This window comes from Rhizobium herbae (assembly GCF_019511375.1).
GTDB classification, from domain to species: Bacteria; Pseudomonadota; Alphaproteobacteria; order Rhizobiales; family Rhizobiaceae; genus Pararhizobium; species Pararhizobium herbae_A.
The window spans coordinates 102,026-126,288 of sequence record NZ_JAEUAO010000007.1; the positions used below are offsets into that span (position 1 = coordinate 102,026).

19 protein-coding genes and 1 pseudogene are annotated in these 24,263 nt (G+C 61.8%); 8 read left to right on the top strand and 12 right to left on the bottom strand.

Features of this window, described 5'->3' with window-relative positions; genetic code table 11:
- The first annotated feature begins 51 nt into the window (after positions 1 to 51).
- The 4 genes from JNB71_RS22700 to JNB71_RS22715 all read left to right on the top strand — a co-directional run bounded on the left by JNB71_RS22700 (position 52) and on the right by JNB71_RS22715 (position 7,136).
- Entirely contained in the window at positions 52 to 2,238 is a 2,187-nt protein-coding gene (locus JNB71_RS22700) for an RNA degradosome polyphosphate kinase (RefSeq protein WP_220374053.1), read from the top strand.
- A 12-nt stretch (positions 2,239 to 2,250) separates the two neighbouring features.
- Positions 2,251 to 3,774 carry an exopolyphosphatase gene (gene ppx, locus JNB71_RS22705; protein ID WP_220374054.1) on the top strand — a complete coding sequence of 508 codons (1,524 nt, stop codon included), beginning with the start codon at positions 2,251 to 2,253 and terminating at the stop codon, positions 3,772 to 3,774.
- A gap of 113 nt (positions 3,775 to 3,887) precedes the next feature.
- A complete protein-coding gene (locus JNB71_RS22710; protein ID WP_220374055.1) occupies positions 3,888 to 5,210 on the top strand; it encodes a calcium-binding protein in 1,323 nt (440 codons plus the stop codon).
- A 258-nt stretch (positions 5,211 to 5,468) separates the two neighbouring features.
- Positions 5,469 to 7,136: a calcium-binding protein gene (locus JNB71_RS22715; RefSeq protein WP_220374056.1), complete on the top strand. Its 1,668-nt coding sequence runs from the start codon at positions 5,469 to 5,471 to the stop codon at positions 7,134 to 7,136.
- A gap of 85 nt (positions 7,137 to 7,221) precedes the next feature.
- Here the strand turns inward: JNB71_RS22715 and JNB71_RS22720 are convergent, their stop codons facing one another.
- From JNB71_RS22720 to JNB71_RS22735, 4 genes are all read right to left on the bottom strand, one after another.
- Complete coding sequence (locus JNB71_RS22720) at positions 7,222 to 8,292, bottom strand: adenylate/guanylate cyclase domain-containing protein (protein WP_220374057.1); 1,071 nt, start codon at positions 8,290 to 8,292, stop codon at positions 7,222 to 7,224.
- Positions 8,293 to 8,451: 159 nt separating this feature from the next.
- Positions 8,452 to 9,597 (bottom strand): ribonuclease D, encoded by a 1,146-nt coding sequence (gene rnd, locus JNB71_RS22725; RefSeq protein WP_220374058.1) that lies wholly within the window; start codon positions 9,595 to 9,597, stop codon positions 8,452 to 8,454.
- A gap of 84 nt (positions 9,598 to 9,681) precedes the next feature.
- Positions 9,682 to 11,085, bottom strand: a complete 1,404-nt coding sequence (locus JNB71_RS22730; protein ID WP_220374059.1) for a multicopper oxidase family protein — start codon at positions 11,083 to 11,085, stop codon at positions 9,682 to 9,684.
- An 89-nt stretch (positions 11,086 to 11,174) separates the two neighbouring features.
- The gene (locus JNB71_RS22735) at positions 11,175 to 12,413 is read right to left on the bottom strand and encodes an MFS transporter (RefSeq protein ID WP_220374060.1); all 1,239 of its coding nucleotides are present in this window, start codon (positions 12,411 to 12,413) and stop codon (positions 11,175 to 11,177) included.
- Here JNB71_RS22735 and JNB71_RS24675 point away from each other — a divergent pair.
- Positions 12,412 to 12,534, top strand: a complete 123-nt coding sequence (locus JNB71_RS24675; protein WP_262927118.1) for a hypothetical protein — start codon at positions 12,412 to 12,414, stop codon at positions 12,532 to 12,534. The two genes, JNB71_RS22735 and JNB71_RS24675, sit on opposite strands and share 2 nt — an antisense overlap.
- Before the next feature lie 38 nt (positions 12,535 to 12,572).
- Here JNB71_RS24675 and JNB71_RS22740 read toward each other — a convergent pair whose 3' ends face one another.
- A complete protein-coding gene (locus tag JNB71_RS22740; protein WP_220374061.1) occupies positions 12,573 to 13,601 on the bottom strand; it encodes a class I SAM-dependent methyltransferase in 1,029 nt (342 codons plus the stop codon).
- Positions 13,602 to 13,618: 17 nt separating this feature from the next.
- Between JNB71_RS22740 and aspS the strand changes: the two genes are divergently transcribed.
- On the top strand, positions 13,619 to 15,409 hold the full coding sequence (gene aspS / locus JNB71_RS22745; protein ID WP_220374062.1) for an aspartate--tRNA ligase: 1,791 nt from the start codon (positions 13,619 to 13,621) through the stop codon (positions 15,407 to 15,409).
- 171 nt (positions 15,410 to 15,580) lie between these two features.
- On the top strand, positions 15,581 to 15,898 hold the full coding sequence (locus tag JNB71_RS22750) for a DUF1236 domain-containing protein (protein ID WP_018327414.1): 318 nt from the start codon (positions 15,581 to 15,583) through the stop codon (positions 15,896 to 15,898).
- A gap of 68 nt (positions 15,899 to 15,966) precedes the next feature.
- Here the strand turns inward: JNB71_RS22750 and JNB71_RS22755 are convergent, their stop codons facing one another.
- Positions 15,967 to 17,160 (bottom strand): hypothetical protein, encoded by a 1,194-nt coding sequence (locus JNB71_RS22755; RefSeq protein ID WP_220374063.1) that lies wholly within the window; start codon positions 17,158 to 17,160, stop codon positions 15,967 to 15,969.
- 262 nt (positions 17,161 to 17,422) lie between these two features.
- Here JNB71_RS22755 and parC point away from each other — a divergent pair, with 262 nt between their 5' ends.
- Positions 17,423 to 19,699 carry a DNA topoisomerase IV subunit A gene (gene parC / locus JNB71_RS22760; protein ID WP_220374064.1) on the top strand — a complete coding sequence of 759 codons (2,277 nt, stop codon included), beginning with the start codon at positions 17,423 to 17,425 and terminating at the stop codon, positions 19,697 to 19,699.
- Positions 19,700 to 19,730: 31 nt separating this feature from the next.
- Here parC and JNB71_RS22765 read toward each other — a convergent pair whose 3' ends face one another.
- The 6 genes and pseudogenes from JNB71_RS22765 to hemB form a co-directional block, all read right to left on the bottom strand.
- Positions 19,731 to 20,120 carry a type II toxin-antitoxin system death-on-curing family toxin gene (locus tag JNB71_RS22765; protein ID WP_220374065.1) on the bottom strand — a complete coding sequence of 130 codons (390 nt, stop codon included), beginning with the start codon at positions 20,118 to 20,120 and terminating at the stop codon, positions 19,731 to 19,733.
- A gap of 4 nt (positions 20,121 to 20,124) precedes the next feature.
- Positions 20,125 to 20,196, bottom strand: a pseudogene (locus tag JNB71_RS22770) (AbrB/MazE/SpoVT family DNA-binding domain-containing protein); the annotation flags it as partial.
- A 74-nt stretch (positions 20,197 to 20,270) separates the two neighbouring features.
- Complete coding sequence (locus tag JNB71_RS22775) at positions 20,271 to 21,182, bottom strand: DMT family transporter (RefSeq protein ID WP_220374066.1); 912 nt, start codon at positions 21,180 to 21,182, stop codon at positions 20,271 to 20,273.
- Between the two features lie 10 nt (positions 21,183 to 21,192).
- Positions 21,193 to 21,957 carry an arginyltransferase gene (locus tag JNB71_RS22780; protein ID WP_220374067.1) on the bottom strand — a complete coding sequence of 255 codons (765 nt, stop codon included), beginning with the start codon at positions 21,955 to 21,957 and terminating at the stop codon, positions 21,193 to 21,195.
- A 178-nt stretch (positions 21,958 to 22,135) separates the two neighbouring features.
- Positions 22,136 to 22,600 carry an RDD family protein gene (locus tag JNB71_RS22785; protein ID WP_018327420.1) on the bottom strand — a complete coding sequence of 155 codons (465 nt, stop codon included), beginning with the start codon at positions 22,598 to 22,600 and terminating at the stop codon, positions 22,136 to 22,138.
- A gap of 84 nt (positions 22,601 to 22,684) precedes the next feature.
- A complete protein-coding gene (gene hemB / locus JNB71_RS22790) occupies positions 22,685 to 23,701 on the bottom strand; it encodes a porphobilinogen synthase (RefSeq protein ID WP_220374068.1) in 1,017 nt (338 codons plus the stop codon).
- Positions 23,702 to 24,263: the final 562 nt, after the last annotated feature.

Sequence of the window (24,263 nt, forward strand, 5' to 3'; positions counted from 1 at the left end):
CGTCAAACTGGACTAACTGCTGGAAGAAAATCGAGAAAAAAGGCCGGGACAATGGACACCTTGACGACTGCAACCACTGCCAGCCAACCCGCGGCCGACGCAATCGATCTTATGAACAGCCCGGAGCGCTTCATCAACCGCGAATTCTCCTGGCTCCAGTTCAATCGCCGGGTTCTCGAGGAAACGCTGAACACGGCCCATCCGTTGCTTGAGCGGGTGCGCTTTCTGTCGATTTCCGCCGCCAACCTCGACGAGTTCTTCATGGTCCGCGTCGCCGGTCTGGAAGGCCAGGTCCGCCAAGGCGTGCTGGTGCGCAGCCCGGACGGAAAGACCCCGGCCGAGCAGCTCGAGGACATCCTCAAGGAGATCGACAATCTGCAGATGGAACAGCAGGCCTCGCTTGCGGTCCTGCAGCAATATCTCGCCAAGGAGGACATTCTCATCGTCCGCCCGGTGTCGCTGTCCGTGCAGGACCGTGCCTGGCTCGCGAACGAATTCGAACAGTCGATCTTTCCGGTCCTCACTCCCCTCTCGATCGATCCGGCGCACCCTTTCCCGTTCATCCCCAACCTCGGCTTCACGATGGGGCTGCAGCTCGTCAGCAAGAGCGGCCGCGAGCCGATGACGGCGCTGTTGCGCCTGCCTGTCGCGCTCGACCGGTTCATTCGGCTGCCGGATGCCAAGTCGGCGATCCGCTACATCACGCTGGAGGATGCCGTCAGCCTGTTCATCGAGCGGCTGTTCCCCGGCTATGAGGTGAAGGGCTCGGGCACGTTCCGCATCATCCGAGACAGCGATATCGAAGTCGAGGAAGAGGCCGAAGACCTCGTGCGCTTCTTCGAGACGGCCTTGAAGCGGCGTCGGCGCGGATCGGTGATCCGCATCGAGATCGATTCCGAGATGCCGCTGGAACTGCGCCATTTCGTCGTCGGCGAGCTGAACGTTCCGGAAAACCGGGTCGCCGTCCTGCCGGGTCTGCTGGCGCTCAACACGCTCTCCGAGATCACCAAGGCGCCGCGCGACGATCTGCGCTTCGAGCCGTACAATGCGCGATTTCCCGAGCGCGTCCGTGAGCATGCAGGAGACTGCCTCGCCGCCATCCGCGAAAAGGACATGGTCGTCCACCATCCCTATGAAAGCTTCGACGTGGTGGTCCAGTTTCTGCTCCAGGCTGCGCGCGATCCTGATGTTCTGGCGATAAAGCAGACGCTTTACCGGACCTCCAACGACAGCCCGATCGTGCGCGCACTGATCGACGCGGCCGAAGCCGGCAAGTCGGTGACGGCGCTGGTCGAGCTCAAGGCGCGTTTCGACGAGGAGGCCAATATCCGCTGGGCGCGCGACCTCGAACGCGCCGGCGTGCAGGTGGTGTTCGGCTTCATCGAACTGAAGACGCATGCGAAGATGTCGATGGTGGTGCGCCGCGAGGAGGGCAAGCTCAGAACCTATTGCCACCTCGGCACCGGCAACTACCATCCGGTCACGGCGAAGATCTATACCGACCTGTCCTTCTTCACCTGCAATCCGAAGATCGCCCATGACATGGCCAACATCTTCAACTTCATCACCGGCTATGGCGAGCCCGAGGCCGGCATGAAGCTCGCCTTTTCGCCGCACACGCTACGGCCACGCATCCTGCAGCATATCGCCGAGGAGGTCGCCCATGCCGAGGCCGGCGATCCGGCCGCGATCTGGATGAAATTGAACTCGCTGGTCGATCCTGAGATCATCGACGCGCTCTACCGCGCCAGCCAGGCCGGCGTCGAGATCGACCTGGTCGTGCGCGGCATCTGCTGTCTGCGGCCGCAGGTGCCGGGGCTGTCCGACAATATCCGCGTCAAGTCGATCGTCGGGCGTTTCCTTGAACATTCGCGGATCTTCTGTTTCGGCAACGGCCATGGGCTTCCCTCCGAGCATGCGCTCGTCTATATCGGGTCGGCGGACATGATGCCGCGCAACCTGGACCGGCGGGTGGAGACCCTTGTGCCTCTCATCAACCGGACCGTGCATGAACAGGTGCTGTCGCAGATCATGCTGGGTAATCTCATCGATAACCAGCAGAGCTACGAGATCCTTCCGGACGGAACGTCGCGGCGCATCGAAGTCGCCCGCGATTCCGAGCCCTTCAATGCACAGGTCTATTTCATGACCAATCCCAGCCTCTCCGGGCGGGGTGAGGCCCTGAAGTCCAGCACCCCGAAGGTAATCGCCGGCTGGAACAGCGGCCGCAGGAAATAAAACTGGAACTGCATGGTAGAATCTGAAGCCCAGGGGCGTCTGCCTGGAATTGCCCCGGTCTCCGTCGTGGACATCGGCTCGAACTCGATTCGACTGGTGATCTATGAGGGGCTGAGCCGCTCCCCCGCCGTGCTGTTCAACGAAAAGGTGATGTGCGGTCTCGGGAAGGGCATCGACGCGACCGGACGCATGGACGCCGAAAGCGTCGAGCGGGCGCTGAAGGCGCTGCATCGCTTCAGGGCCCTGTCGACCCAGGCACGTGCCTCGACCGTCTTCGTGCTGGCCACCGCCGCTGCCCGCGATGCCTCGAACGGTCCGGATTTCATCCGCCGGGCCGAGATCATCCTCGGCCAGAAGGTCCGCGTGCTGACCGGCGAGGAGGAAGCCTATTTCTCTGCGATGGGCATCATCAGCGGCTACCACGACCCGGACGGCGTCGTCGGCGACCTCGGCGGCGGCTCGCTCGAGCTTGTCGACGTCCTCGGCACCAAGGTCGGCAAGGGCATTACCCTGCCGCTCGGCGGCATCCGCCTGTCGGAACATGCCGAAGGATCGATCGTCAAGGCGCGCAGCCATGTGCGCCGCTACATGAAGGGTGCGCAGGTGCTGCAGAACGTGGCCGGCCGCACCTTCTACGCCGTCGGCGGCACCTGGCGGTCGATCGCCAAGCTGCATATGGAGATGCGCAACTATCCGCTGCACATGATGCAGGGCTATGAGATTTCCTATGAGGAAGCCATTGCCTTCCTGCCCGAGGTGATCGAGCCGAAGGACACCAAGTCGCCCGCCTATGCGAGCATCTCAAAGAGCCGCCGCGCACTCCTGCCATTCGGCGCCATTGCCATGCAGGAAGCGATCGTGCAGATGAAGCCGGCACGCATCTCGTTTTCAGCACTCGGCGTTCGCGAGGGCTATCTGTTTTCCCTACTGTCGGAAACCGTGCGCGCGCATGATCCGCTGCTGACGGCGGCGGGCGAAATCGCCATCCTGCGCGCCCGCTCGCCCGAGCATGCGCGCGAGCTCGCCGATTGGAGCGGCAAGATGGTGCCGCATTTCGGCATCACCGAGACAGAGGAGGAAGGGCGCTACCGACAGGCGGCCTGTCTGCTCGCCGACATCAGCTGGCGCGCCCATCCGGATTACCGCGGCCTGCAGGCGCTCAACATCATTGCCCACAGCACCTTTTCCGGCATCACCCATGCCGGCCGCGCCTATATCGCGCTGGCCAACTACTATCGTTTCGAGGGCCTCTCCGACGACGGCGCCACCGAGCCGCTTGCCGCGATCGCCACGCCGCGCCTCCTGGAACTCGCCAAGCTGCTCGGCGGCCTGCTCAGGGTCGTTTACCTGTTCTCCGCCTCGATGCCGGGCATCGTCCGCAATCTCGATATCCGCCGGTCGCGTACGCCGGACCTCGATCTCGAATTCGTCGTCCCCTCCGCCTATTCGGAATTCACCGGCGAACGCCTCGACGGCCGGCTGCAGCAGCTCGCCAGGCTGACGGGCAAGCGGATCGCGTTCCGGTTTGAAAGTTGATTCTGCAAAAAATCTCATAGCTTGCCGGGATTGCGGATTGCGCAGGTCCTCACGGCGATATATTGGAATGCAACCTATAATTTTAGCTTATTTTATGAATTGCAGGGGAAGTGATGGCGAAGATTGCCTACCGAAACACCAGTCGCGGCGTCGATATGCTGGCACCCAACGTCTCCGGCTTGTCGGAATATGCACAAGCGTCCTGGTCGACGATCGAGATCAAAGTCTTTCATGATTCAAGCAATTATACATTGTTTGAAGGCACCGGACTGAAGGTCTCTTCGACCTCAGGCCAGATCACCGATATCACCGCCGGCATCGTCAACACGATTAAGCTCGTGATTGGCGGGACAACCATCTCGTCAATGACGGGTTTGAATGTGTCGGCGGCCAAGCTTGCTGACGCGATTTTCGCCGAGAATGACGCGGCGTTCCTGTCGCTGATCCTTTCGGGTAATGACACCGTCTACGGCACGAACCATAACGATACACTTGTCGGCGGCAGTGGAAACGACACGTTGCATGGCAATGGCGGAAATGATTGGCTTCTTGGCGGCGCCGGTGCCGACAAGCTCGTCGGCGGGCTCGGGTATGATGCGGCCGACTATGACCTGGCGACAAAAGGCGTGGTCGCAAGTCTTGTCAATAATTCGATCAACACCAACGATGCCCTTGGCGACACGTACACGTCCGTCGAAGATTTGCTCGGCTCGCGCTATGGCGACAAGCTCTATGGCAATAACAACGATAATTTTCTATGGGGCCGGGAAGGCAACGATCTTCTGGATGGGGGACGCGGTAACGATTATCTGTTGGGCGGTGCTGGCGCCGACAAGCTGCACGGCGGTGCGGGTTACGACTTGGCCTACTATGCCAATGCCACCAAGGGCGTCACCGCTAGCCTTGTCAATTCCTCGATCAATACGAACGATGCGAAGGGCGATACCTACGTCTCCATCGAAAACCTGGAGGGTTCAGATTACGCCGATAACCTCTACGGCAACAGCGAATGGAATAGGCTGTGGGGACTAGACGGAAACGACATCATCAATGGTGCCGCCGGCGGCGACATGATTTTTGGCGGTGCCGGCGCAGACGATCTAACGGGTGGTGCGGGCAAAGACGTGTTCGCCTTCTCCGACGTTTCCGATTCGACGGTTTCGGCATCAGGTCGTGATACGATCTTCGATTTTTCCGGAGCCGGCGGCGACAAGATCGAACTGGACGAGATCGATGCCAATATCGGACTTTCGGGCGACCAGGCATTCCATTTCATCGGGACGGCTGCGTTCAGCGGCAAGGCCGGCGAACTGCGCTACGACAAGATGGCGTCCGACACCTACATCTACGCCGACCTCGATGGCGACAGCACAGCCGATTTCTCCATCCATCTCGACGATTTGGTGAACCTGAGCAAGGGCTCTTTCTTCCTCTGACCATCCGCTGCCGCGCCACGGTTTGCACCCTTGTCTGAAACGGGTTCGCGGGCAGCAACTCGCCAGGCCTAGGGCAAGAGGATCGCGTTCCGGTTTGAGTAGATGTCTCCGCCGCTTGCTCGGACGACGTTGCGGCGGTCTGCAACTGTCTCCCGCGAATAATTCGGCGCGTCGCTTCGTTGAAATTCGCGGCAGGGCATGTACAGTCCCGGTTCTTCTCCTGCGGGACCCGAAAAGAGGCTGAATCAAGGTGTCGGGATGGCGCTAATTTCCTACGGCGACATTGGTGTCGGAGCCAATATGTTCGCTTCCTTCGTCGATGACCTCACCCTGTTTTCCAAGGCCTCCTGGTCCTCGACCTCGGTGAAACTTTACGACGATTCGAGGAACTACGTTCAGTTCACTGGCAGCAAGCTGGTCGTGAAGACCGATGCCGGTGCGATCGTCGATATAACCGCCGGCACTGTGGCCGGCATGAAGCTTGTTGAAGGTGGCGTCACCGTCCTGTCGGTAACCGGCGCCAGCATGTCGGCCTCGAAGCTCGGTGACGCCATTTTCACCGGCGACGATGTGCAATTCCTGTCGTTACTTCTGGCGGGTGCAGATACCGTCAACGGCACGCGGTACAACGACGTGCTGTTCGGGCTCGATGGTAACGACGTGCTGAACGGCAAGGACGGCGACGATGATCTGGTCGGCGGTACGGGCGCCGACAAGCTGATCGGCGGCAGCGGGAATGATTTTGCCATCTATTCTTTTTCGACGGCTGGCGTCCGGGCAAGCCTCGCCGACCCCTCCGTCAATGTCGGCGATGCCGAGGGTGACACCTTTTCCTCTATCGAAGGGATCATCGGTTCAGATTATGCTGACAGCCTCTATGGGGATACGGCCGCGAACGTCCTTTCCGGAGGCGCGGGCGGCGACCTGCTCGACGGCGGTAGCGGGGATGATGCGCTGATAGGCGGAAGCGGTGACGACGTCATGGAGGGTGGCGCGGGAGCAGACGTGTTTCTCGGCGGAGCGGGACTCGACTATGCTTCCTATGCAGGTTCGGCGAGCGGTGTCGTTGCCAGTCTTGCCGAACCGGCGCTGAATTCCAGTGATGCAAAAGGTGATACCTACACCGATGTCGAAGGCCTCGTCGGCTCCGATTTTGCCGACAGATTGACCGGCGACGGAGAAGCGAATGTCATCATTGCCGGTAACGGCAGCGACGTCCTTACCGGCGGCTCGGGGAATGATGTGCTCGGCGGCGGCAGAGGGAACGATACGCTGACAGGCGGCAGCGGCAACGATGTCTTGGAAGGTGGCGCCGGAGCAGACGAGTTTCGCGGCGAGACGGGGGTCGATTATGCCTACTACGCAGGTTCGGTAAGCGGTGTCGTTGCCAGCCTCGCCACGCCATCGGTTAATACGGGCGAAGCCAAGGGCGATACCTATACCGGCATCGAAGGCCTTACCGGCTCCAATTTTGCCGACAGATTGACCGGCGACCGAAATGCAAATGCCATCGTCGCCGGTTACGGCAACGACCGGATCGCCGGTGGCTCTGGTGATGATCGGCTGGCGGGCCAGTTGGGCGCCGACGATCTTTTCGGTGGCGCAGGCGCCGACAGGTTCCGCTACGATGACCTCTGGGAATCCACCGTGGCCGCAGTTGGCCGCGATACGATCTTCGATTTTTCCGGCTCAGACGGCGATCGGATCGACCTGCGCGCCATCGACGCGCGCTACGGCGCCCCGGGCAACCAGGCGTTCACCTTCATCGGGACCGCCGGCTTTAACGGCAAGGCGGGTGAATTGCGCTACGAGAAGAAAGCCTCCGACACCTACATCTACGCGGACGTGAACGGCGACGGGAAAGCCGATTTCTCCCTCCATCTCGATGATGCCGTGAGCTTGAGCAAGGGCGATTTCCTGCTCTGACCTCCGAAAGCCCCGCAGTTGACATTACGGGGCGCCCGGATGGGCCGACATTTTCAGCCGCATCTGGTGACGTTATGGCGGCCTGTCATTCGGCGGGAATCCGCAGATCGAATGTCTCGGCGACGGCCGCGACCTTGGCCTGCGATTTCAGCGCCATGACACCGAGCGTCTGGCCGCGTCCCTTGACGGCGTGGGTGCCCAGATCCTCGATCGCGATCGCGTCCGGAAGCTTGATCCGTTCGGCGAGCTCAGCCGAGATCAGCACCGGCCGGTTCAGCGTCTTGCACAGCGATTCCAGCCGCGCCGTGGTGTTCACCGTGTCGCCGAAATAGGCGATCTTGTGGTGGTGCACGCCGATTTCCGCCGTGATGATCGATCCGCCGTGAAGGGCGGCCCGCAGCCGCGGCACCTGGCCGAACCGCTTGCGCCAGGCCTCCGCATCGGCCTCGATATCGTCGATGATCTCGAAGATGCAGCGAACGCAGCGCGCATGTTTGACGCCTTTTTCCAGCGGCCATGTGACGATCGCGGCATCGCCGATGTAGTCGTCGATCGCCCCCTTGTGACGCCGGACCGGTTCCGCAAAGGCCGCAAACAGGGCCTTCAGAAACTGCTGCGCGCGCAGGTCGCCGTGCTTTTCGGCGAAGGAGGTGGAATCGGCGAGGTCGATGAACAGGAAGACGCGCTCTTCCTTTACCGGCGTGCGGTAGCGGCTGATGAGCATGCTGGTGAAGACATCATGGCCGAGCAGATCGCGAACGCGCAGAATGAAGACGATCAGGGCGCAGACGGCGAGCGCATAGAGGAAGACATTGAACGGCATGACGACGATGTCGGTGAGCGCCTTCGGTTCGATGAAGCCCAGCGCCCACAGCAGCAGGGCCGCAAGCGCGTAGCCTGCGCTCATCAGAACCTCGTAGATGACGAGCGCTGAAACGATGAAGAGGGGCGTCGGAAGCCGCTCGATCCAACGGCTCAGCGGGCGAAGCACCAGCCGTCGCTCGAAGGCGATCAGCGGTAGACCCATGAAGGCAGCGAAAACCGCGCCGATGATCATCGGTTCGCCGGGATAAACCACGAGGCCGTAGAGCACGCCGCTCAGCGCCATGCCGAGCGTAATCATCAGCCAGTTCTCTGTGGGAGATATTTCTCTCATGGTACCCGGTTCGCCGTGGCAGAAGACGCCATTGTTCCACTTGAGGACGTGGGGTCAAGTAACTTCGCGTAACCTTATTGCCGCCTTTTGCTCATGCCCTGTTGGGCCTGGACGACGCCAGGTTGTCGGCAGAGCACATCTGCCGACAGAGGATGCGGCCTAAAGCTCGACCGCCTCGATCTTGCGGTCGACGAAGCGCAGCGCGACTTCGCCGTTGATCAGCTTCAGAGCTGTGTCGCCGAACAGTTCGCGCCGCCAGCCCTTAAGCGCCCCGACATCGGCCTTCGGACCTTCCGAGGCGATGCGCTCCAGATCGTCGGAATTGGCGATGATCTTGGCGGCGACGCCCTGCTTTTCGGCGATCAGCTTGAGCAGCACCTTGAGCATTTCGCTGGCGGCGGCGGCCCCTTCCGGCGACTGGTTCTGACGCGGCAGCTTCGGCATTTCCGATTTCGGCAGTTCGAGCGCGGCGTTGACGGCCTCGAGGATGGCTGCACCCGCCGCCGAACGCTCCCAGCCCTTGGGGATGGTGCGCAGGCGCGACAGCGCTTCCACATCCTTGGGTTGCTGCTGGGCGATCTCGTAGAGCCCGTCATCCTTGAGGATGCGGCCGCGCGGAACGTTGCGGCTGCGTGCCTCGCGCTCGCGCCAGGCGGCGACCTTCTGCAGAACAGCCAGTTCCTGAGGCTTCTTCAGCCGCATCTTCAGCCGCTGCCAGGCGTCGTCGGGGTGCATGTCGTAGGTTTCCCTGGCCTCGAGGATCGCCATTTCCTCTGTCAGCCAGAGCGAGCGGCCTTCGCGTTCGAGCTCTTGCCTGAGGTGCAGGTAGACCTCGCGCAGATGGGTGACGTCGGCCAGCGCATAGTCGAGCTGCTTGTCCGACAGCGGCCGGCGGCTCCAGTCGGTGAAGCGCGAGGACTTGTCTATGTGCACGCCCTTGATGCGGCTGACGAGCTGGTCATAGGAAACGCTGTCGCCGAAACCGCAGACCATGGCGGCAACCTGCGTATCGAAGATCGGATGCGGGATCAGCTTGCCGAGATTGTAGATGATTTCGATGTCCTGGCGCGCGGCGTGGAACACCTTGATCACGTTGGTATTGGCCATCAGCTCGAAGAACGGCGCAAGGTCGATGTCCTTCACCATCGGATCGACGATGACGGCCATGTCCGGGCCTGCCATCTGGATCAGGCAGAGTTGCGGCCAGAAGGTCGTCTCGCGGAGAAATTCCGTGTCGATTGTAATATACTGCCCCTCGGCCAGCTTTTCGCAGGCGGCGGCGAGTTCGGCGGTTGTCTCGATCATCAAACTTCAATCACTATGGCGGAAATGCGGCGTTAAACTCATCCGATGTATCTCTTCATGCTATCGGTCACAATGGCAAAATGCTCAGGCGATACGGAAATATCCCGACATTCCGGTCTTCTGGTGCTCGATAATATGGCAATGCAGCAGCCAGTCGCCGGGATTGTCGGCGACGAGGCCGAGTTCGGCCTGTTCGTCCGGCAGCAACAGAATGGTGTCGGTCGGCGGCGGCAGCACGGGGCGCTTGCTGGAACTGAGGATGCGGAATGTCAGCCCGTGCAGGTGGATCGGGTGGGCATGCGGCGTGCGGTTCCTGACCTGCAGCACATAGCTCCTGCCGAGCTTCAGCTCCGCAAGTGGCGCGACGGGATCGGGCGTGTCGCCCGGCCACGCCACCTTGTTGATCGCCCAGAAGGTATAGCCGAGGCTGCCGCAGATGCCTGGGGTCGGCGCGTGTTCGGCGGTTGCGGTGAAATCGAGAGGAATGTGTTCGGCGGTCGAGAGATCGGCCTCGGCGATCGCATTGGCGGCAAGCGGTTTCACATCGCCGATATCGCGCTTCAGCGACGCGCCGGCTGCCCGCAACGTTGCGATCGTCCAGGGCGTCGAGCCGCGGAAATTGCCGAGCCAGACCACCGCGCCCTCCGTGTCGGGCATGCGCAGGACCAGGTCGACGCGCTGGCCGGGGCCGAAATCTAGCCGGTCGGGCGGGAAGGGCGCTTTGACCGGATTGCCGTCGAGCGCGATGACGAGCGCCGGTGCGCCGTCTACTCCGAGCGTGTAGATCCGCGTCACGTCGGTCGCCGCCAGGCGAATACGGACGAGGCCGCCGGACGGCGCGTCGTAGACGGGCTCCTCGCGCCAGTTGGCCGTGCGGATCGTCCCGTAGGTGCCGCCGCGCGCCGCCTCGCGGGGCTTGAAGGGCGCGATGAAGGCACCACCGCTTCCCAGCCGCCAGTCGCGAAGGTTGAGCACGATTTCCGCATCGAAGACCGGATCGTCAGGGTTCTCGACCACGATCGCGCCCGTCAGCCCGTGGCCCATCTGGGTCAGGGTGTTGCAGTGCGGATGATACCAGAAGGTGCCGGCATCCGGCGGCGTGAAGGCATAGTCGAAGCCGTCGCCGGGATAGACGTAAGGTTGCGTCGTCTCCGGAACGCCGTCCATGGCGTTGGCGATGCGCAGGCCGTGCCAGTGCACGGTTGTCGGCTCGTCAAGATCGTTCACCAGCCGGGCGGCAAACGGCTCACCCTTTTTCATGCGGATCACAGGAGGCATGCCGCTCGCCGCGACATCGCTCGTCCCATAGGTCATCACCTTTGGCGTGATGCCATCCTTGGCGAGCTCTGCGTCAATGAACTGCGCCTTGAGCAGAAGCGGCGAGGGGGCGGCGGCACCGCGCCCGGCGGCAAGGCCGGCACCGAGCGAGAAGGAGGCGGCGGCGGCCGCCGATCCCTTGAGAAGCGTGCGGCGGCTGATGACTGGCATGAGGATGGTTCCGGCAGGTTTCGACGCTTCCGTTTAAACTTGATTGCCTCATTCAGCAATTGGAAAGCGCCGGCCGCTTGCTGCCGAGGCTAGACATCCTTCTTGTCCCCGGGTGCTGCCGCCAGCTTGTTGAAGAAGGAGGAGGTGCGCAAGAGATTGCGGAAGCGCATGCGGCGTGCGCCTGTCGGCACCGCGCCGCGCGCCGTCATGCGCTGAAGCGTATAGAGCATGAAGGCGGCAAGCACGGCGGCGGTATAGATGAACAGCGCCTGCGGTCCGAATATATCCAGCAGGAAAGAGGCAAACAGCGGCCCGACGACAGCGCCGCACGACCAGAAGAACAGCATGCCCGCCGACACAAGCGCATGCTGGCCCTCGGCCGCATGGTCGTTGGCATGGGCCGAACAGAGCGAGTAGAGCGGCATCGCAAAGGCGCCGAAAATGAAGATGCCGATGAAGTTCAGCCATTCGTCGCTGCCGGCGAAGAAGGCGAGGTAGAGACCCGCGATAAGCGAGCCGAAGGTGGCGAAGAGAATGATCAGCCGCCGGTCCAGCCGGTCGGAATAGAGCCCGAGCGGATATTGCAGCACCACGCCGCCGATGATGCCGGCGCTCATGAAGGTGGCGATCGCGGTGATCGACAGGCCGATACCCTCGGCATAGATCGGCCCGAGCGAGCGGAATGTCGAGTTCGTCAGCCCGACGACGATGCAGCCGACGGTGGCAAGCGGCGAGATGTTCCACAGCGCCTTGACGTCGAACTTGATCGCGTCCGGTGCGCCGGGGCTCGAGCGGTCGGCAAAGGAAATCGGCACCAGCGACAGCGTCAGCGCCATCGAGACGATGGCAAACAGCTGAAAGCCCTCGATCCCCACGGTCGGGATCAGATACTGCGCTGCCGTGACCGAGCCGAGATCGACCAGCCGGTAGATGGACAGCGTTCGCGCCCGGTTGGAATTGGTCACCCGCGCGTTCAGCCAGCTCTCGACGGTGGCGAACAGGCTGGCGAAGCAGATGCCGGCAACCAGTCGCATTAGGAACCAGAACCACGGATCGATCAAGAGCACCATGGCGATCGACGCCGCCGATGCGATGGCGGCCATGGCCGAAAACGTGCGGATATGGCCAATCGAGCGAAGGATGCGCGTCACATAGATGCAGCCGATGGCAAAGCCGATATTGTAGCCGGTGCCGATAAGCCCGATCAGCGAGGTCGAAAAGCCCTCATGCAGGCCCCGCAACGAAATATAGGTTCCCTGCAGCCCGTTGCCGCCAATCAGAATTCCAGCCGTAACGAGGAGAGGGATGAGGGGACGTATCTGCGACATGGAAGAGAAAATCCGGATATCGGTCGGCGACTCGCGCGGCACGGATCGCCTGCAGCCGTTTTTAGCCGTGTATCGGCTTGGAAAACAGCTAAATTCCGGCTTTTTTCGTCGTTCCGGCTGAAGCCGTTGCTTTTGAGTCCGCCATTAGCCGACAGGCCGCTAGAGTTGCGGCTTCTCCGCAATGTAAAGAAATCTGGAGAGCCTGGCGGTCGCGGCCAATTCGGCGGTCGTTGAAAGAAATGTCTGCCTGTTTTCGAACCAGCCGGCTTCCTCTTCCTTCAACAGGGCTTCGCGGCGAGATTCCCGAGCGCGACAGAGCCGCATGGCGAGACTTGCGACAGCGTCCGTGGTGTCCTTGCAACTTAGCAACTCGAAGCCCGCTCCCTCAAGCATACCCTCATTGAAGCCCGCTGGAACGAGATGGAATTTTCCTTGGGACGCCCGGATATCCAGTTCCTCCTTTGAGATATCTCCGGTCAGGACGCATGCATCCGTAAGGATCAGTCGGCCGCCGGGCGTCAGCAGCCTGAACCAGTCTGCAAACACGGTTCGGCGGTCGGTCAGGTGAATGATCGCATCTATGCAGGAGATGACGTCGAATTCCCCGGCTCCGAACGGTAGTGGCTGGCTGCAATCAGCGACGGCGAAGGTGGCCTTGTCAGGCAGATGCGCACCAGCGGCAATGATTTTGGCCTGTTCGATCGCGGCTTGCTCGATGTCCACGCCCGTCAGGCGGCAACCGGTTGCAGCGGCGATCGCAATCGATGGTCCGGCGGAGCCGCAGGCGACATCAAGCAATCGGGCTTGCGGACGTTCGTTGACGAGCCTGATGATTTCCTGTTGTTCGCCGAGCGTTCGCCAGCCCTGTTGGCCGAGATCCTCGCCATAGGCTTCGCGCCTGATGTCCGACGCCAGAATGCTACTGAAGCGCGAATACTGGGCGCTGTAGAACTCATAGTTTCGTGTTTGGCGGGTCTGTTGTTTTTCGACGGTCATGCCGTTTTCCTCCCGTTTGCGATCATACGCCTTGGATCGAGCGGGAGCCACTCCCCGCCAGACTGGGTTCGCATTGGCTGTCTTGCGGCGCGTAGGAAAGCTCCGGCCTTGACAAATCGGCCTCACCATGCGCTTTTCCGCCCGATTTTGACGCTGCCGCAGCGCGCTTTGGCGTGGCCGCGCGGCACCCATGGTTCCAGGATAATATGATGCATCGTTACCGCAGCCACACTTGTGCCGCTCTCAGAAAATCCGATGTCGGCCAGACCGTCCGCCTGTCCGGCTGGGTTCACCGCGTCCGCGACCATGGCGGCCTGCTGTTCATCGACCTTCGCGATCACTACGGCATGACGCAGATCGTCGTCGATCCGGACAGTCCGGCCTTCAAGACGGCCGAGACCGTGCGGGGCGAGTGGGTCATCCGCATCGACGGCCTGGTCAAGGCGCGCTCCGACGAGACCGTCAACAAGCACATGGCGACCGGCGAGATCGAGCTCTACGCGCAGGAGATCGAAGTGCTTTCCGCGGCCAAGGAACTGCCGCTGCCGGTGTTCGGCGAGCCTGACTATCCCGAAGACGTGCGCCTGAAATACCGCTTCCTCGACCTGCGCCGTGAAACGCTGCACCGGAACATCGTCAAGCGCACCCAGATCATCGCCGACATGCGCCGTCGCATGTCCGAGATCGGTTTCGCCGAATATTCGACGCCGATCTTGACGGCATCCTCGCCGGAAGGCGCGCGCGACTTCCTCGTTCCTTCCCGCATCCATGAAGGCAAGTTCTTCGCCCTGCCGCAGGCGCCGCAGCAGTACAAGCAGCTGCTGATGGTTGCCGGCTTCGACCGCTATTTCCAGATCGCGCCGTGCTTCCGCGACGAAGACCCGCGCGCCGACCGCCTGCCTGGCGAATTCTATCAGCTCGACCTGGAAATGAGCTTCGTCACCCAGGAAGACGTCTGGAACACGATGGAGCCGGTGATGCGCGGCATCTTCGAGCAGTTTGCCGAAGGCAAGCCGGTGACGCAGCAGTTCCAGCGCATTCCCTATGACACGGCGATCCGCAAATACGGCTCCGACAAGCCTGACCTGCGCAACCCGATCGAGATGCAGGCCGTCACCGAGCATTTCGCCGGCTCCGGCTTCAAGGTCTTCGCCAACATGATCGCGTCGAACCCGAAGGTCGAAGTCTGGGCCATCCCGGCCAAGACCGGCGGCTCCAGAGCCTTCTGCGACCGCATGAACGCCTGGGCACAGTCGACCGGCCAGCCGGGCCTCGGCTATATCTTCTGGCGCAAGGAAGGCGAAAAGCTGGAAGGTGCCGGTCCGCTCGCCAAGAACATCGGCGAGGAGCGCACCGACGCGATCCGCACCCAGCTCGGCCTCGATGACGGCGATGCCTGCTTCTTCGTCGCCGGCGATCCGGCCAAGTTCTACAAGTTCGCGGGCGAAGCCCGAACCCGCGCCGGCGAGGAACTGAACCTCGTCGACCGCGACCGGTTCGAGCTGTGCTGGATCATCGACTTCCCCTTCTACGAATGGCTGGAAGACGAAAAGAAGATCGACTTCGCCCACAACCCCTTCTCCATGCCGCAGGGTGGTCTGGAAGCCTTGAACACCCATGATCCGCTGTCGCTCAAGGCCTACCAGTACGACCTTGTCTGCAACGGCTTCGAGATCGCCTCGGGCTCGATCCGCAACCAGCTGCCGGAAGTCATGGTCAAGGCGTTTGAGCTGACCGGCAAGTCGGCCGAGGAGGTCGAGGAGCAGTTCGGCGGTCTCTACCGCGCCTTCCAGTACGGTGCCCCGCCGCATGGCGGCATGGCAGCCGGCATCGACCGGGTGATCATGCTGCTCGTCGGCGCCAAGAACCTGCGCGAAGTGACGCTGTTCCCGATGAACCAGCAGGCCCAGGACCTTTTGATGGGCGCCCCGAGCCCGGCAACGCCGGCGCAGCTGCGCGAACTCGCGCTGCGTGTCATCCCGACGGCGAAGAAGGACTGAGATCTCCCGTCAATTTGCGAGCTTGAACCCGGCACTCCTGATTGCCGGGTTTTTTCTTCTTTGCGCAGGTTTTGACCGTGCCGCCGACCGCCCCTGGCCGACGGACACCAAGATTCGGAACTTTCTTGCCGCCACGGCTGTTGTTGACGCGTAGAAGCAAGGAGAAAGATCATGCGCAAGACACTTCTGGCCGCCTCCGCGGTCTTCATGGCGATCACGGCGCCGGCTTTTGCCCAGGCCGTTGTCGTCGACCCCGGCATGACCAGTTCGACCACGGTGGAGCTTCCCGGCGAGGTTCGCACCTATGTCCTGCAGCGCGAGGTTCCGTCCGTCGCCTACGAGGGTGCCATTGTCGTCGGACAGCCTTTGCCAGACACGGTCCAGCTTCATCTGGTCGATGGGCACCCCGATTACGCCTATACCGTCGTTAACGAACGGCGCGTGATCGTCAATCCGCAAAACCGCACTGTGATTCAGGTGCTGGAATAGAGTGACAACAAGAAAAGCCCCGGCCGCGCGGAAACGGCCGGGGCTTTTGATTGTCCGGTTGCCGGATATCAGTCGTTCGCCGTCACCTTGACGCCGAGCACGCTCGGCACCGTGTTCGGAGCGCCCATAGCCGCGCCGACGATCATCGGGAAGGGGACGGGCTTGGCCGGCTCGGCGCTGATCGTCAGGCTCTTCGGCGTGTCGAGATAGCTGTTGACGGCGGTGGAGACCTGGTTCTGCAGTTCCGGCACGTTGAGTTGCGCCATCATCAGCGGCACCATGCCCTTGAGCGACTGGGCGAGCTGCTCGCCGGAAACGCCCTGCTGTCCACCGATATAGTCGAGAACGCGCTTGGTGATGGTCGCGTCGTCGAAACGGATCGAGGCGCTGTTGAAGGTCAGCTGCTGGACGAGACCCATCATTGCAAGGCCCATCGCCTGGTTGGCTTCTTCCTTGTTCGGGTTGGCGGCCGCAGCCTTCGTCGCTTCCTGCATGGATTTCATGAATTCCATCGTATAGCCGGAAATATCGAAGGCGAGGGCAAGCCGGCCGACATTGGCGAAGTCGAAGGCGTATTCGTCGAGCGAAACATTGCCGGTGGCGACTTCCCAGCTGCCCTTCATCGTCACTTCGCCATCCAGCGTCTTCAGGCCGAGCTTTTCGATCGCATCCTTGGTCTTGGCGTCCTCGACATCCGAAAGATCCGCCTTGATGCCCGACAGCGTAGCGTCGAAATCGAAGCCTGTGTCGCTTTCCTGCTTCGTCAGATTGGCTTCGGATTCGGTGATCGCGAAGACCTGCTTGCCCTTGACGGTGACCGTGACCGGGCCGGTCCCGGCGGATTCGTAGAGAACGATATCGTTGATTGTGCCGCTCGACGGATTGCCGGGAATGGTCAATCCGCTCATGGCTATGTCCTTGGCAGCCAAGGCAACGTCGTCTGCCTTGAAGTCGATGTCCGGCAGCGTGACCGTCTCGGCGTAATAACCGCCGCCGTCTGTTTCCTCGACGCCTTCAAGCGTCACTTCGCCGACCTTGAGATCCGTATCCGGGGCTGCGATCGACTTGACGCTGACGCCGGAAAGCGTGATCGTCGTACCGTCCACTTCCACACCCTCATAGGCGATCGTCATGCCGTTCGAGGCATAGGCGGCATTCAGCTTGGTGACGAGATCCGCGCCGTCAAGCGCGAAGGCCGGACCGGAAAGGCCGACAAAAGCGGCGCTCGCCAACATCAGACGGAGGTTGCAGGTAGGCATCATGAGACGGGTCCTTGTTGGAAGGGTTTAGTTTCGAAAGCATTCCTAATACGGATTGAGGCCGAAATATATTCGAATTGTACAACCGCATCATGTTTTCACGACCGGTTCAATTTCCGGCTGAACAGCGACCTTTGACGTCATCGTCATCTCGTCCTGCCCTTGATTGAAGCGACGCAGATCAAGGGTGCCAAAACGCCGGTTCTCCACAACGCGATGCCCTGCAATCCTTGCTGTTGCGGGCTTCTTGAGATAGCAACAAGGCATGGGACAAAGCCTTTTGCCGCCGTCGGGCGGAGACGACAATATTCTGCCTGTTGACCTCAAGGCGGCGCTCGAAGAGCGCTACCTCGCCTATGCGCTGTCGACGATCATGCACCGCGCGCTGCCGGATGTTCGCGACGGCCTGAAGCCGGTGCACCGCCGCATCGTTCATGCGATGAGCGAAATGGGGCTGCGCTCCAACTCGTCCTTCAAGAAATGCGCCCGCATCGTCGGCGACGTCATTGGTAAGTTCCACCCGCACGGCGACCAATCGGTCTATGACGCCCTGGTGCGCCTGGCGCAGGATTTCTCCCAGCGTTATCCGATCGTCGACGGACAGGGCAACTTCGGCAATATCGACGGCGACAGCGCCGCCGCCTACCGCTATACCGAAGCGCGCATGACCGACGTGGCGAGCCTGCTACTCGAAGGCATCGACCAGGACGCGGTCGACTTCCGCCCGACCTACAACGAGGAAGACCAGGAACCGGTCGTGCTGCCGGGCGCCTTTCCTAACCTTCTCGCCAACGGCGCCGCCGGCATCGCCGTCGGCATGGCGACCTCCATTCCGCCGCACAACGCGCATGAACTCTGCGATGCGGCGCTGCAGCTGATCAAGAACCCGGATGCGACCATCGAAGACCTGATGTTCGATCCGAACAACCCCGAGCGGGGCGGGATCGAAGGCCCGGATCTTCCCACCGGCGGCATCATCATCGACAGCCGCGAGAGCATCATCGAAGCCTACAGGACCGGTCGCGGCGGCTTTCGCGTCCGTGCCAAATGGGAGGTCGAGGATACCGGTCGCGGCGGCTACCAGATCATCGTCACCGAAATCCCCTTCCAGGTGCAGAAGTCGCGGCTGATCGAGAAGATCGCCGAGCTGCTTTTGGCCCGCAAGCTGCCGCTCCTCGAAGACGTGCGTGACGAATCGGCCGAGGATGTGCGGCTGGTACTGGTGCCGAAGAGCCGTTCGGTCGACCCGACGATCCTGATGGAATCGCTGTTCAAGCTGTCGGAGCTCGAAAACCGCATTCCGCTCAACATGAACGTGCTGTCGATGGGGCGCGTGCCGAAGGTGATGGCGCTGAATGAGGTCCTGCTCGAATGGTTGGACCATCGCCGCGAGGTCTTGCTGCGCCGCTCGCGCTTCCGGCTGGCCGCCATCGACCGCCGTCTCGAAATTCTGGGCGGCTATCTCATCGCCTATCTCAATCTCGATGAGGTCATTCGCATCATCCGCGAGGAGGACGAGCCGAAGCCCGCGCTGATCGCGCGCTTCACGCTCACCGACCTGCAGGCCGAATCGATCCTCAACATGCGGCTGCGCTCGCTGCGCAAGCTCGAGGAATTCGAGATCCGCACCGAATTCGACGCGTTGTCGAAGGAGAAAGCGGAAATCGAGGCACTGCTTGCCTCCAACGACAAGCAGTGGCAGACCGTCGCCTGGGAAATCGGCGAGGTGAAGAAGAAATTCGCCAAGGCCACCGAGATCGGCCGCCGCCGCACGCTGTTCTCGAACGCTCCGGAAGCCGATCTGGAAGCGATCCAGCAGGCGATGATCGAGAAGGAGCCGATCACCGTCGTCATCTCCGAGAAGGGCTGGATTCGCGCGCTGAAGGGCCACATCTCCGATGTCTCGACCTTGCAGTTCAAGGAAGGCGACGGGCTGAAGCTGTCGTTCACGGCCTCCACCACCGACCGCATCCTTGTCGTCACCACCGGCGGCAAGGCGTACACGCTGGGTGGCGACAAGCTGCCGGGCGGACGCGGCCATGGCGAGCCGCTGCGCATCATGGTCGACATGGAAAACGATCAGGACGTGCTGACCGCCTTCGTTCACGACCCCTCGCGCAAGCTGCTGATATCCTCGGCGGCTGGCAACGGTTTCGTCGTGCCGGAGGCCGACATGGTCGCCAACACCCGCAAGGGCAAGCAGATCATGAACGTCGCCATGCCGGACGAGGCAAAGCTCGTCGTCCCGGTCAAGGGCGATCATGTCGCCATTGTCGGCGAGAACCGCAAGATGCTGGTCTTCCCGCTCGCACAGATCCCGGAAATGGGCCGCGGCAAGGGCGTGCGCCTGCAGCGCTACAAGGATGGGGGCGTCTGCGACATCCGCTGCTTCGCCATCGCCGACGGCCTCACCTGGGCCGACAGCGCCGGCCGCAGCTTCACCAAGACCAGGGACGAACTCATCGAATGGCTGGGCGACCGCGCGTCGGCGGGCAGGACTGTGCCGAAGGGCTTTCCGCGGAGCGGCAAGTTTACGGGGTGATCAGGGCTTTCGCCTGCTCCACCTCCAGCACCTACTCGACCTGAACAACAAAATCGCGAAGAAAACGAACCGCTCCGGCCTCGTCTATTTCGCCTGCGGCAACGGACAAGACGAAACTGAACAGGTTTGCGTCACTCGTTTCGATTTCATATCCGTGGTCCATCAGGAAAACGGCGGCTGCAACAATGGCGACACGCTTGTTTCCGTCGATGAACGCATGGTTCATGGCAAGGCCGTTGAGATAGGCTGCGGCCAGCTCGATAGTGTCGTCGCAGCCATAATTCGCCTTGTTGACAGCTCGAGCCAAGGCGCAATCCAGCGTGCCTTCATCTCTCAGGCCGAAGGCGCCGCCAAATCGCTCAATTTGCATCGTGTGGAATTTCTCGACGATCGCGCGGTCGAGAAAAATCCAGTCGCTCATTCAGCAAGCTTACAAGAACTTCCTTCGGGATGATAATACCCTCGGAGTTGCCGATCTTGCGAATGGTGACGTTCATGGGAAATCTCCAATGTTATAATCGTGTTATAACTGATTTCCCAACGCTGCAATTGAAGCACAGGCGTGAAGGCCTCACCCCGTAAATGGAAACTCGGCAGCCGCATCCTTGTCACGTCCAGACTTCCTGCGCATCTGCCACACCGAGTGCCCGACCAGCGCCAGGATCAGGATCGTGCCGCCGATCAGCGTCTGGACGGTCGGGACTTCCTCAAAGACGATCCAGATCCAGATCGGGGCGAGGATGGTTTCGAGCAGGTAGAACATCCCGACTTCCGGGGCGGAGAGATAGCGCGGGCCGGTGGCGAGGCAGAAAAAGGCGAGCGGGATCATCACCAGCCCGTTGAACAGGATCCAGCCGGGATGGGCGATCGCCAGGCCCTCGGACGGCGACAGGAGATAGCCGACGATGCCAGGGAAGAGGGCGGTTGCGAGCGGCACCAGGCCCATGTCCCGGCCGCTCGCCCGGCTGACGGTGATGGCGGATGCGAGCAGCAGCGCCGAGCAGCACGCCATGGCATCACCGAAGAAGTTGCCGCTTTGCAGGCCGTCCTGGACGATCAGCCCGACACCGAACACCATCACGGCCATCGTCAGCAGGGTGGCATTGGACGGTCGTTCCTTGAGGAAGATCCAGGACAGCAGGGCTGCGAACATCGAGGTGAACGCGACGAGGAAGACGATGTTGGCGGTTGCGGTGTTGAAGACGGACAAGAGGAAGGTGAGGGAGGCGAGACCGTAGAACAGGCCCGCCGCAAGGCCGGCCTTGCCCGGCATCAGAGCGATCTTCCGACCGAGAATTTTATTGAGCACGACCCAGGCAAAGAGCGCCACCGCGAAGGTGGAGAGGCTGCGGACTGCAAGCAGCGACCAGACTTCGCCGTCGGCGGAGCGGATCAACGGGATGTCGAAGGATAAGGCAAGGCCGCCAACGCCGGTGATGAGAAGGCCGCGGCGGTGGTGGGCGGCATCGATGGTCTGGCTCAAGCTTCAGTCCCTATGTGGTGGCTGCACTCTCGCCTGTATAGCGCTCCCATCCGCGGGCCATAAGGTGCTCCTGCGGCAGAAACTTGGTCTTATAGTCCATCTTGCGCGATCCCTTGACCCAGTAGCCGAGATACACATGCGGCAGGCTGCGGTCCTTCGCCTTGCGGATATGGTCAAGGATCATGAAGGTGCCGAGCGAGCGGTGCGACATTTCCGGCTCGAAATAGGAATAGACCATCGACAGGCCGTCGGCCATCTTGTCGGTAAGGGCTGCCGCGATCAGCGGACCCTTGGCCTTGCCGATGCCGTCGCCTTCGACCTTCAACCGGTATTCGATGATCTTGGTGTTGACGTGCGTGTCCTCCACCATCATCGCATAGTCGAGGACCGACATGTCCGACATGCCGCCCTTCTGGTGGCGGTGGTCGAGATAGCGGCGGAACAGGCTGTATTGCTCGCTGGAAGGTTCGGCCGGATATTCCGCCGAAACCACGTCGCTGTTGAGAGCCAGGATGCGCCGCATCGACCGGGTGGGGGAAAACTCGCCGGCGATGATCCTGACCGAGATGCAGGCCCGGCAGGTTTCGCAGGCCGGGCGATAGGCGATGTTCTGCGAGCGGCGGAAGCCGCCCTGAGTCAGGAGATCGTTGAGTTCGGGTGCCCGCTCGCCCACCATGTGGGTAAAAACCTTCCGCTCCATCTCCTGCGGCAGATACGGGCAGGTCGCCGGTGCGGTCAGGTAGAATTGTGGAGACGGTGCAGTTTGCGTGTTCATATGCTGCGGAGATCGCTCGTCGTGGCCGCTTCGAAAACATTAGCATGGCGCAAGATTAAAAAAGGTCAATCGCGACTTTTTGAGCAATAGGTCGCAACGCGCTAAATCTGTGTTTTCAGCTGTTTTCGCCGGGAAGGGGGGGCGGGCGACACGGCTGGCCACCCGTCGCAAGGGCGAATCAGTAGAGGTCGCGACGCACCGTCACCGTGCCGATCAGAAGGTCGTGCAGCAGGCGGCCGCGGTCGGTGAAGAGGCCGATCAGCAGGACCAGCGGCGTCAAGAGCGCGTTGGCGATCCAGAAGATCACCAGATGCACGATGGCGGTCAGGAAATCCATCGGCCGCCCGTCGGTGCGGGCAATCGCGATGCCCATCATGTTCATGCCGGGCGAGGCCTGTTTCACGCCGCCGACGGTGAGGCCGAAATAGAGCATGGCGAGACCGGCAAACAGCACGGGATAAAGCATGAAGCCGAGCCCGAGCGTCAGGATGCCGAAGAAGAAGACGACGACCGCTGCCGGAATCCACAGAAGCGCGACGATGGCATAGTCGATCACGAAAGCGATGACGCGGCGGCTCAAGACACCCTGATAGGCCCGCCAGTCATTGCTCGGGATACGCAAATTTTCATCCTGCACAGTCATGACCGTTCTCCATCGTCAACAGCCAGGCATATGGGGAGGGCGTCCTCAAAATGCAAATGGCGGGTGAAAATAACGGCAAGCCGGCTACGGTCGCTTCGCCAGAATTCGGGCGACGTCCATGGCGAAATAGCTGAGGATGCCGTCGCAGCCGGCGCGCTTGAACGCGAGCAGGGTTTCCAGCATGACGCGCTCGCCGTCGATCCAGCCATTGGCGGCGGCCGCCTTGATCATCGTGTATTCGCCGGACACCTGGTAGGCGAACACCGGCAGGCCGAAGCTCTCCTTCATCCGCCAGCAGATGTCGAGATAGGGCAGGCCGGGTTTGACCATCAGCATGTCGGCGCCTTCCTCGACGTCGAGGGCGGCGTCGCGCATCGCCTCGGTGCCGTTGGCGGGGTCGATGTAATAGGTCTTCTTGTCGCCCTTCAGGAGCCCGCCGGTGCCGATCGCCTCGCGGTAGGGGCCGTAGAAGGCGGAGGCGAACTTGGTGGCATAGGACATGATGCCGACATCCTGGTGGCCGGCCGCGTCGAGTGCGGCGCGGATGGCGCCGATGCGGCCGTCCATCATGTCGGACGGGGCGATGATGTCGGCGCCGGCTTCAGCCTGCACGACGGCGGCCCTGGCGATCTGCGCCACCGTCTCGTCGTTGACGATCTCGCCGCCACGCAGGATGCCGTCATGGCCGTGGCTGGTGAAGGGGTCGAGCGCCACGTCGGTGATGACGCCGATGTTCGGCACGGCCGTCTTGATCGCCCGCGTCGTCTCGTTGATCAGGTTGTTGGCGGCAAGGCTGTTGGAGCCGGTCTCGTCCCTGAGCGACATTTCGATGTTGGGAAACGTGGCAAGGGCAGGAATGCCGAGATCGGCCGCTTCCCTTGCCGCTTCCACGGCCTTGTCGATGCTCATGCGGTTGACGCCGGGCATCGCCTCGATCGGCTCGACGATGCCGGAGCCGGGAACGACGAAGATCGGCCAGATCAGGTCATCGACCGTCAGCCGGTTTTCCTGAACCATCCGGCGCGTCCAGTCGGCCTTGCGGTTGCGGCGCATGCGCCGGTGGCCGGTGATGAGGTCAACAGGGTTGGTCTTGTCGGTCATGTCGGTCGTCTTTCGGTCATTCGTGTGGGTGGTGGCGGTTTATCATGCGGGGCGGGCAAAGGAAAATGGTTGAGGTGCGGCACGTTTACGCTTCGCGTGAGGGGGAGGGGCGGAGTTGACGGGGCGCTGAAAGCTGCCTCGTGAAAATAGAATAGGTGACACCTCTCAGCGCCGCGTTCGGCGGTTTGTGCCCGCAAACTCGTTCCGCTACGGCCTCTCGGCCCTCTGTGCGATTGCACGCCCGCAGCAGCAGCATCGGCCTGCGGAGGGGAACCTTCTTGCGAACCCCGGTCTCGGGGACTTCCGTCCTTTCCTCAAGACCGGCGCCGGCCCCGTCCTTACTGCCACGGCTGGCAGCGTATCCGAAGGCGGGACGGGAGGTAGTATAGGGGCGGTTTGGGGGGCGGGGATGTTGCGTTTGTCGGAAAGCCCCTCACCAACAAAATCCAACACTCAGCCTTGGGGTAAGATGTTGATTTTATGTCCTCTCCTACGGGGGGAGAGGTAGCGCGTGCCGCGCCCTTGGGCTGATCCTTGTCCCCGTTTTGGGGGTGGCGGGCTG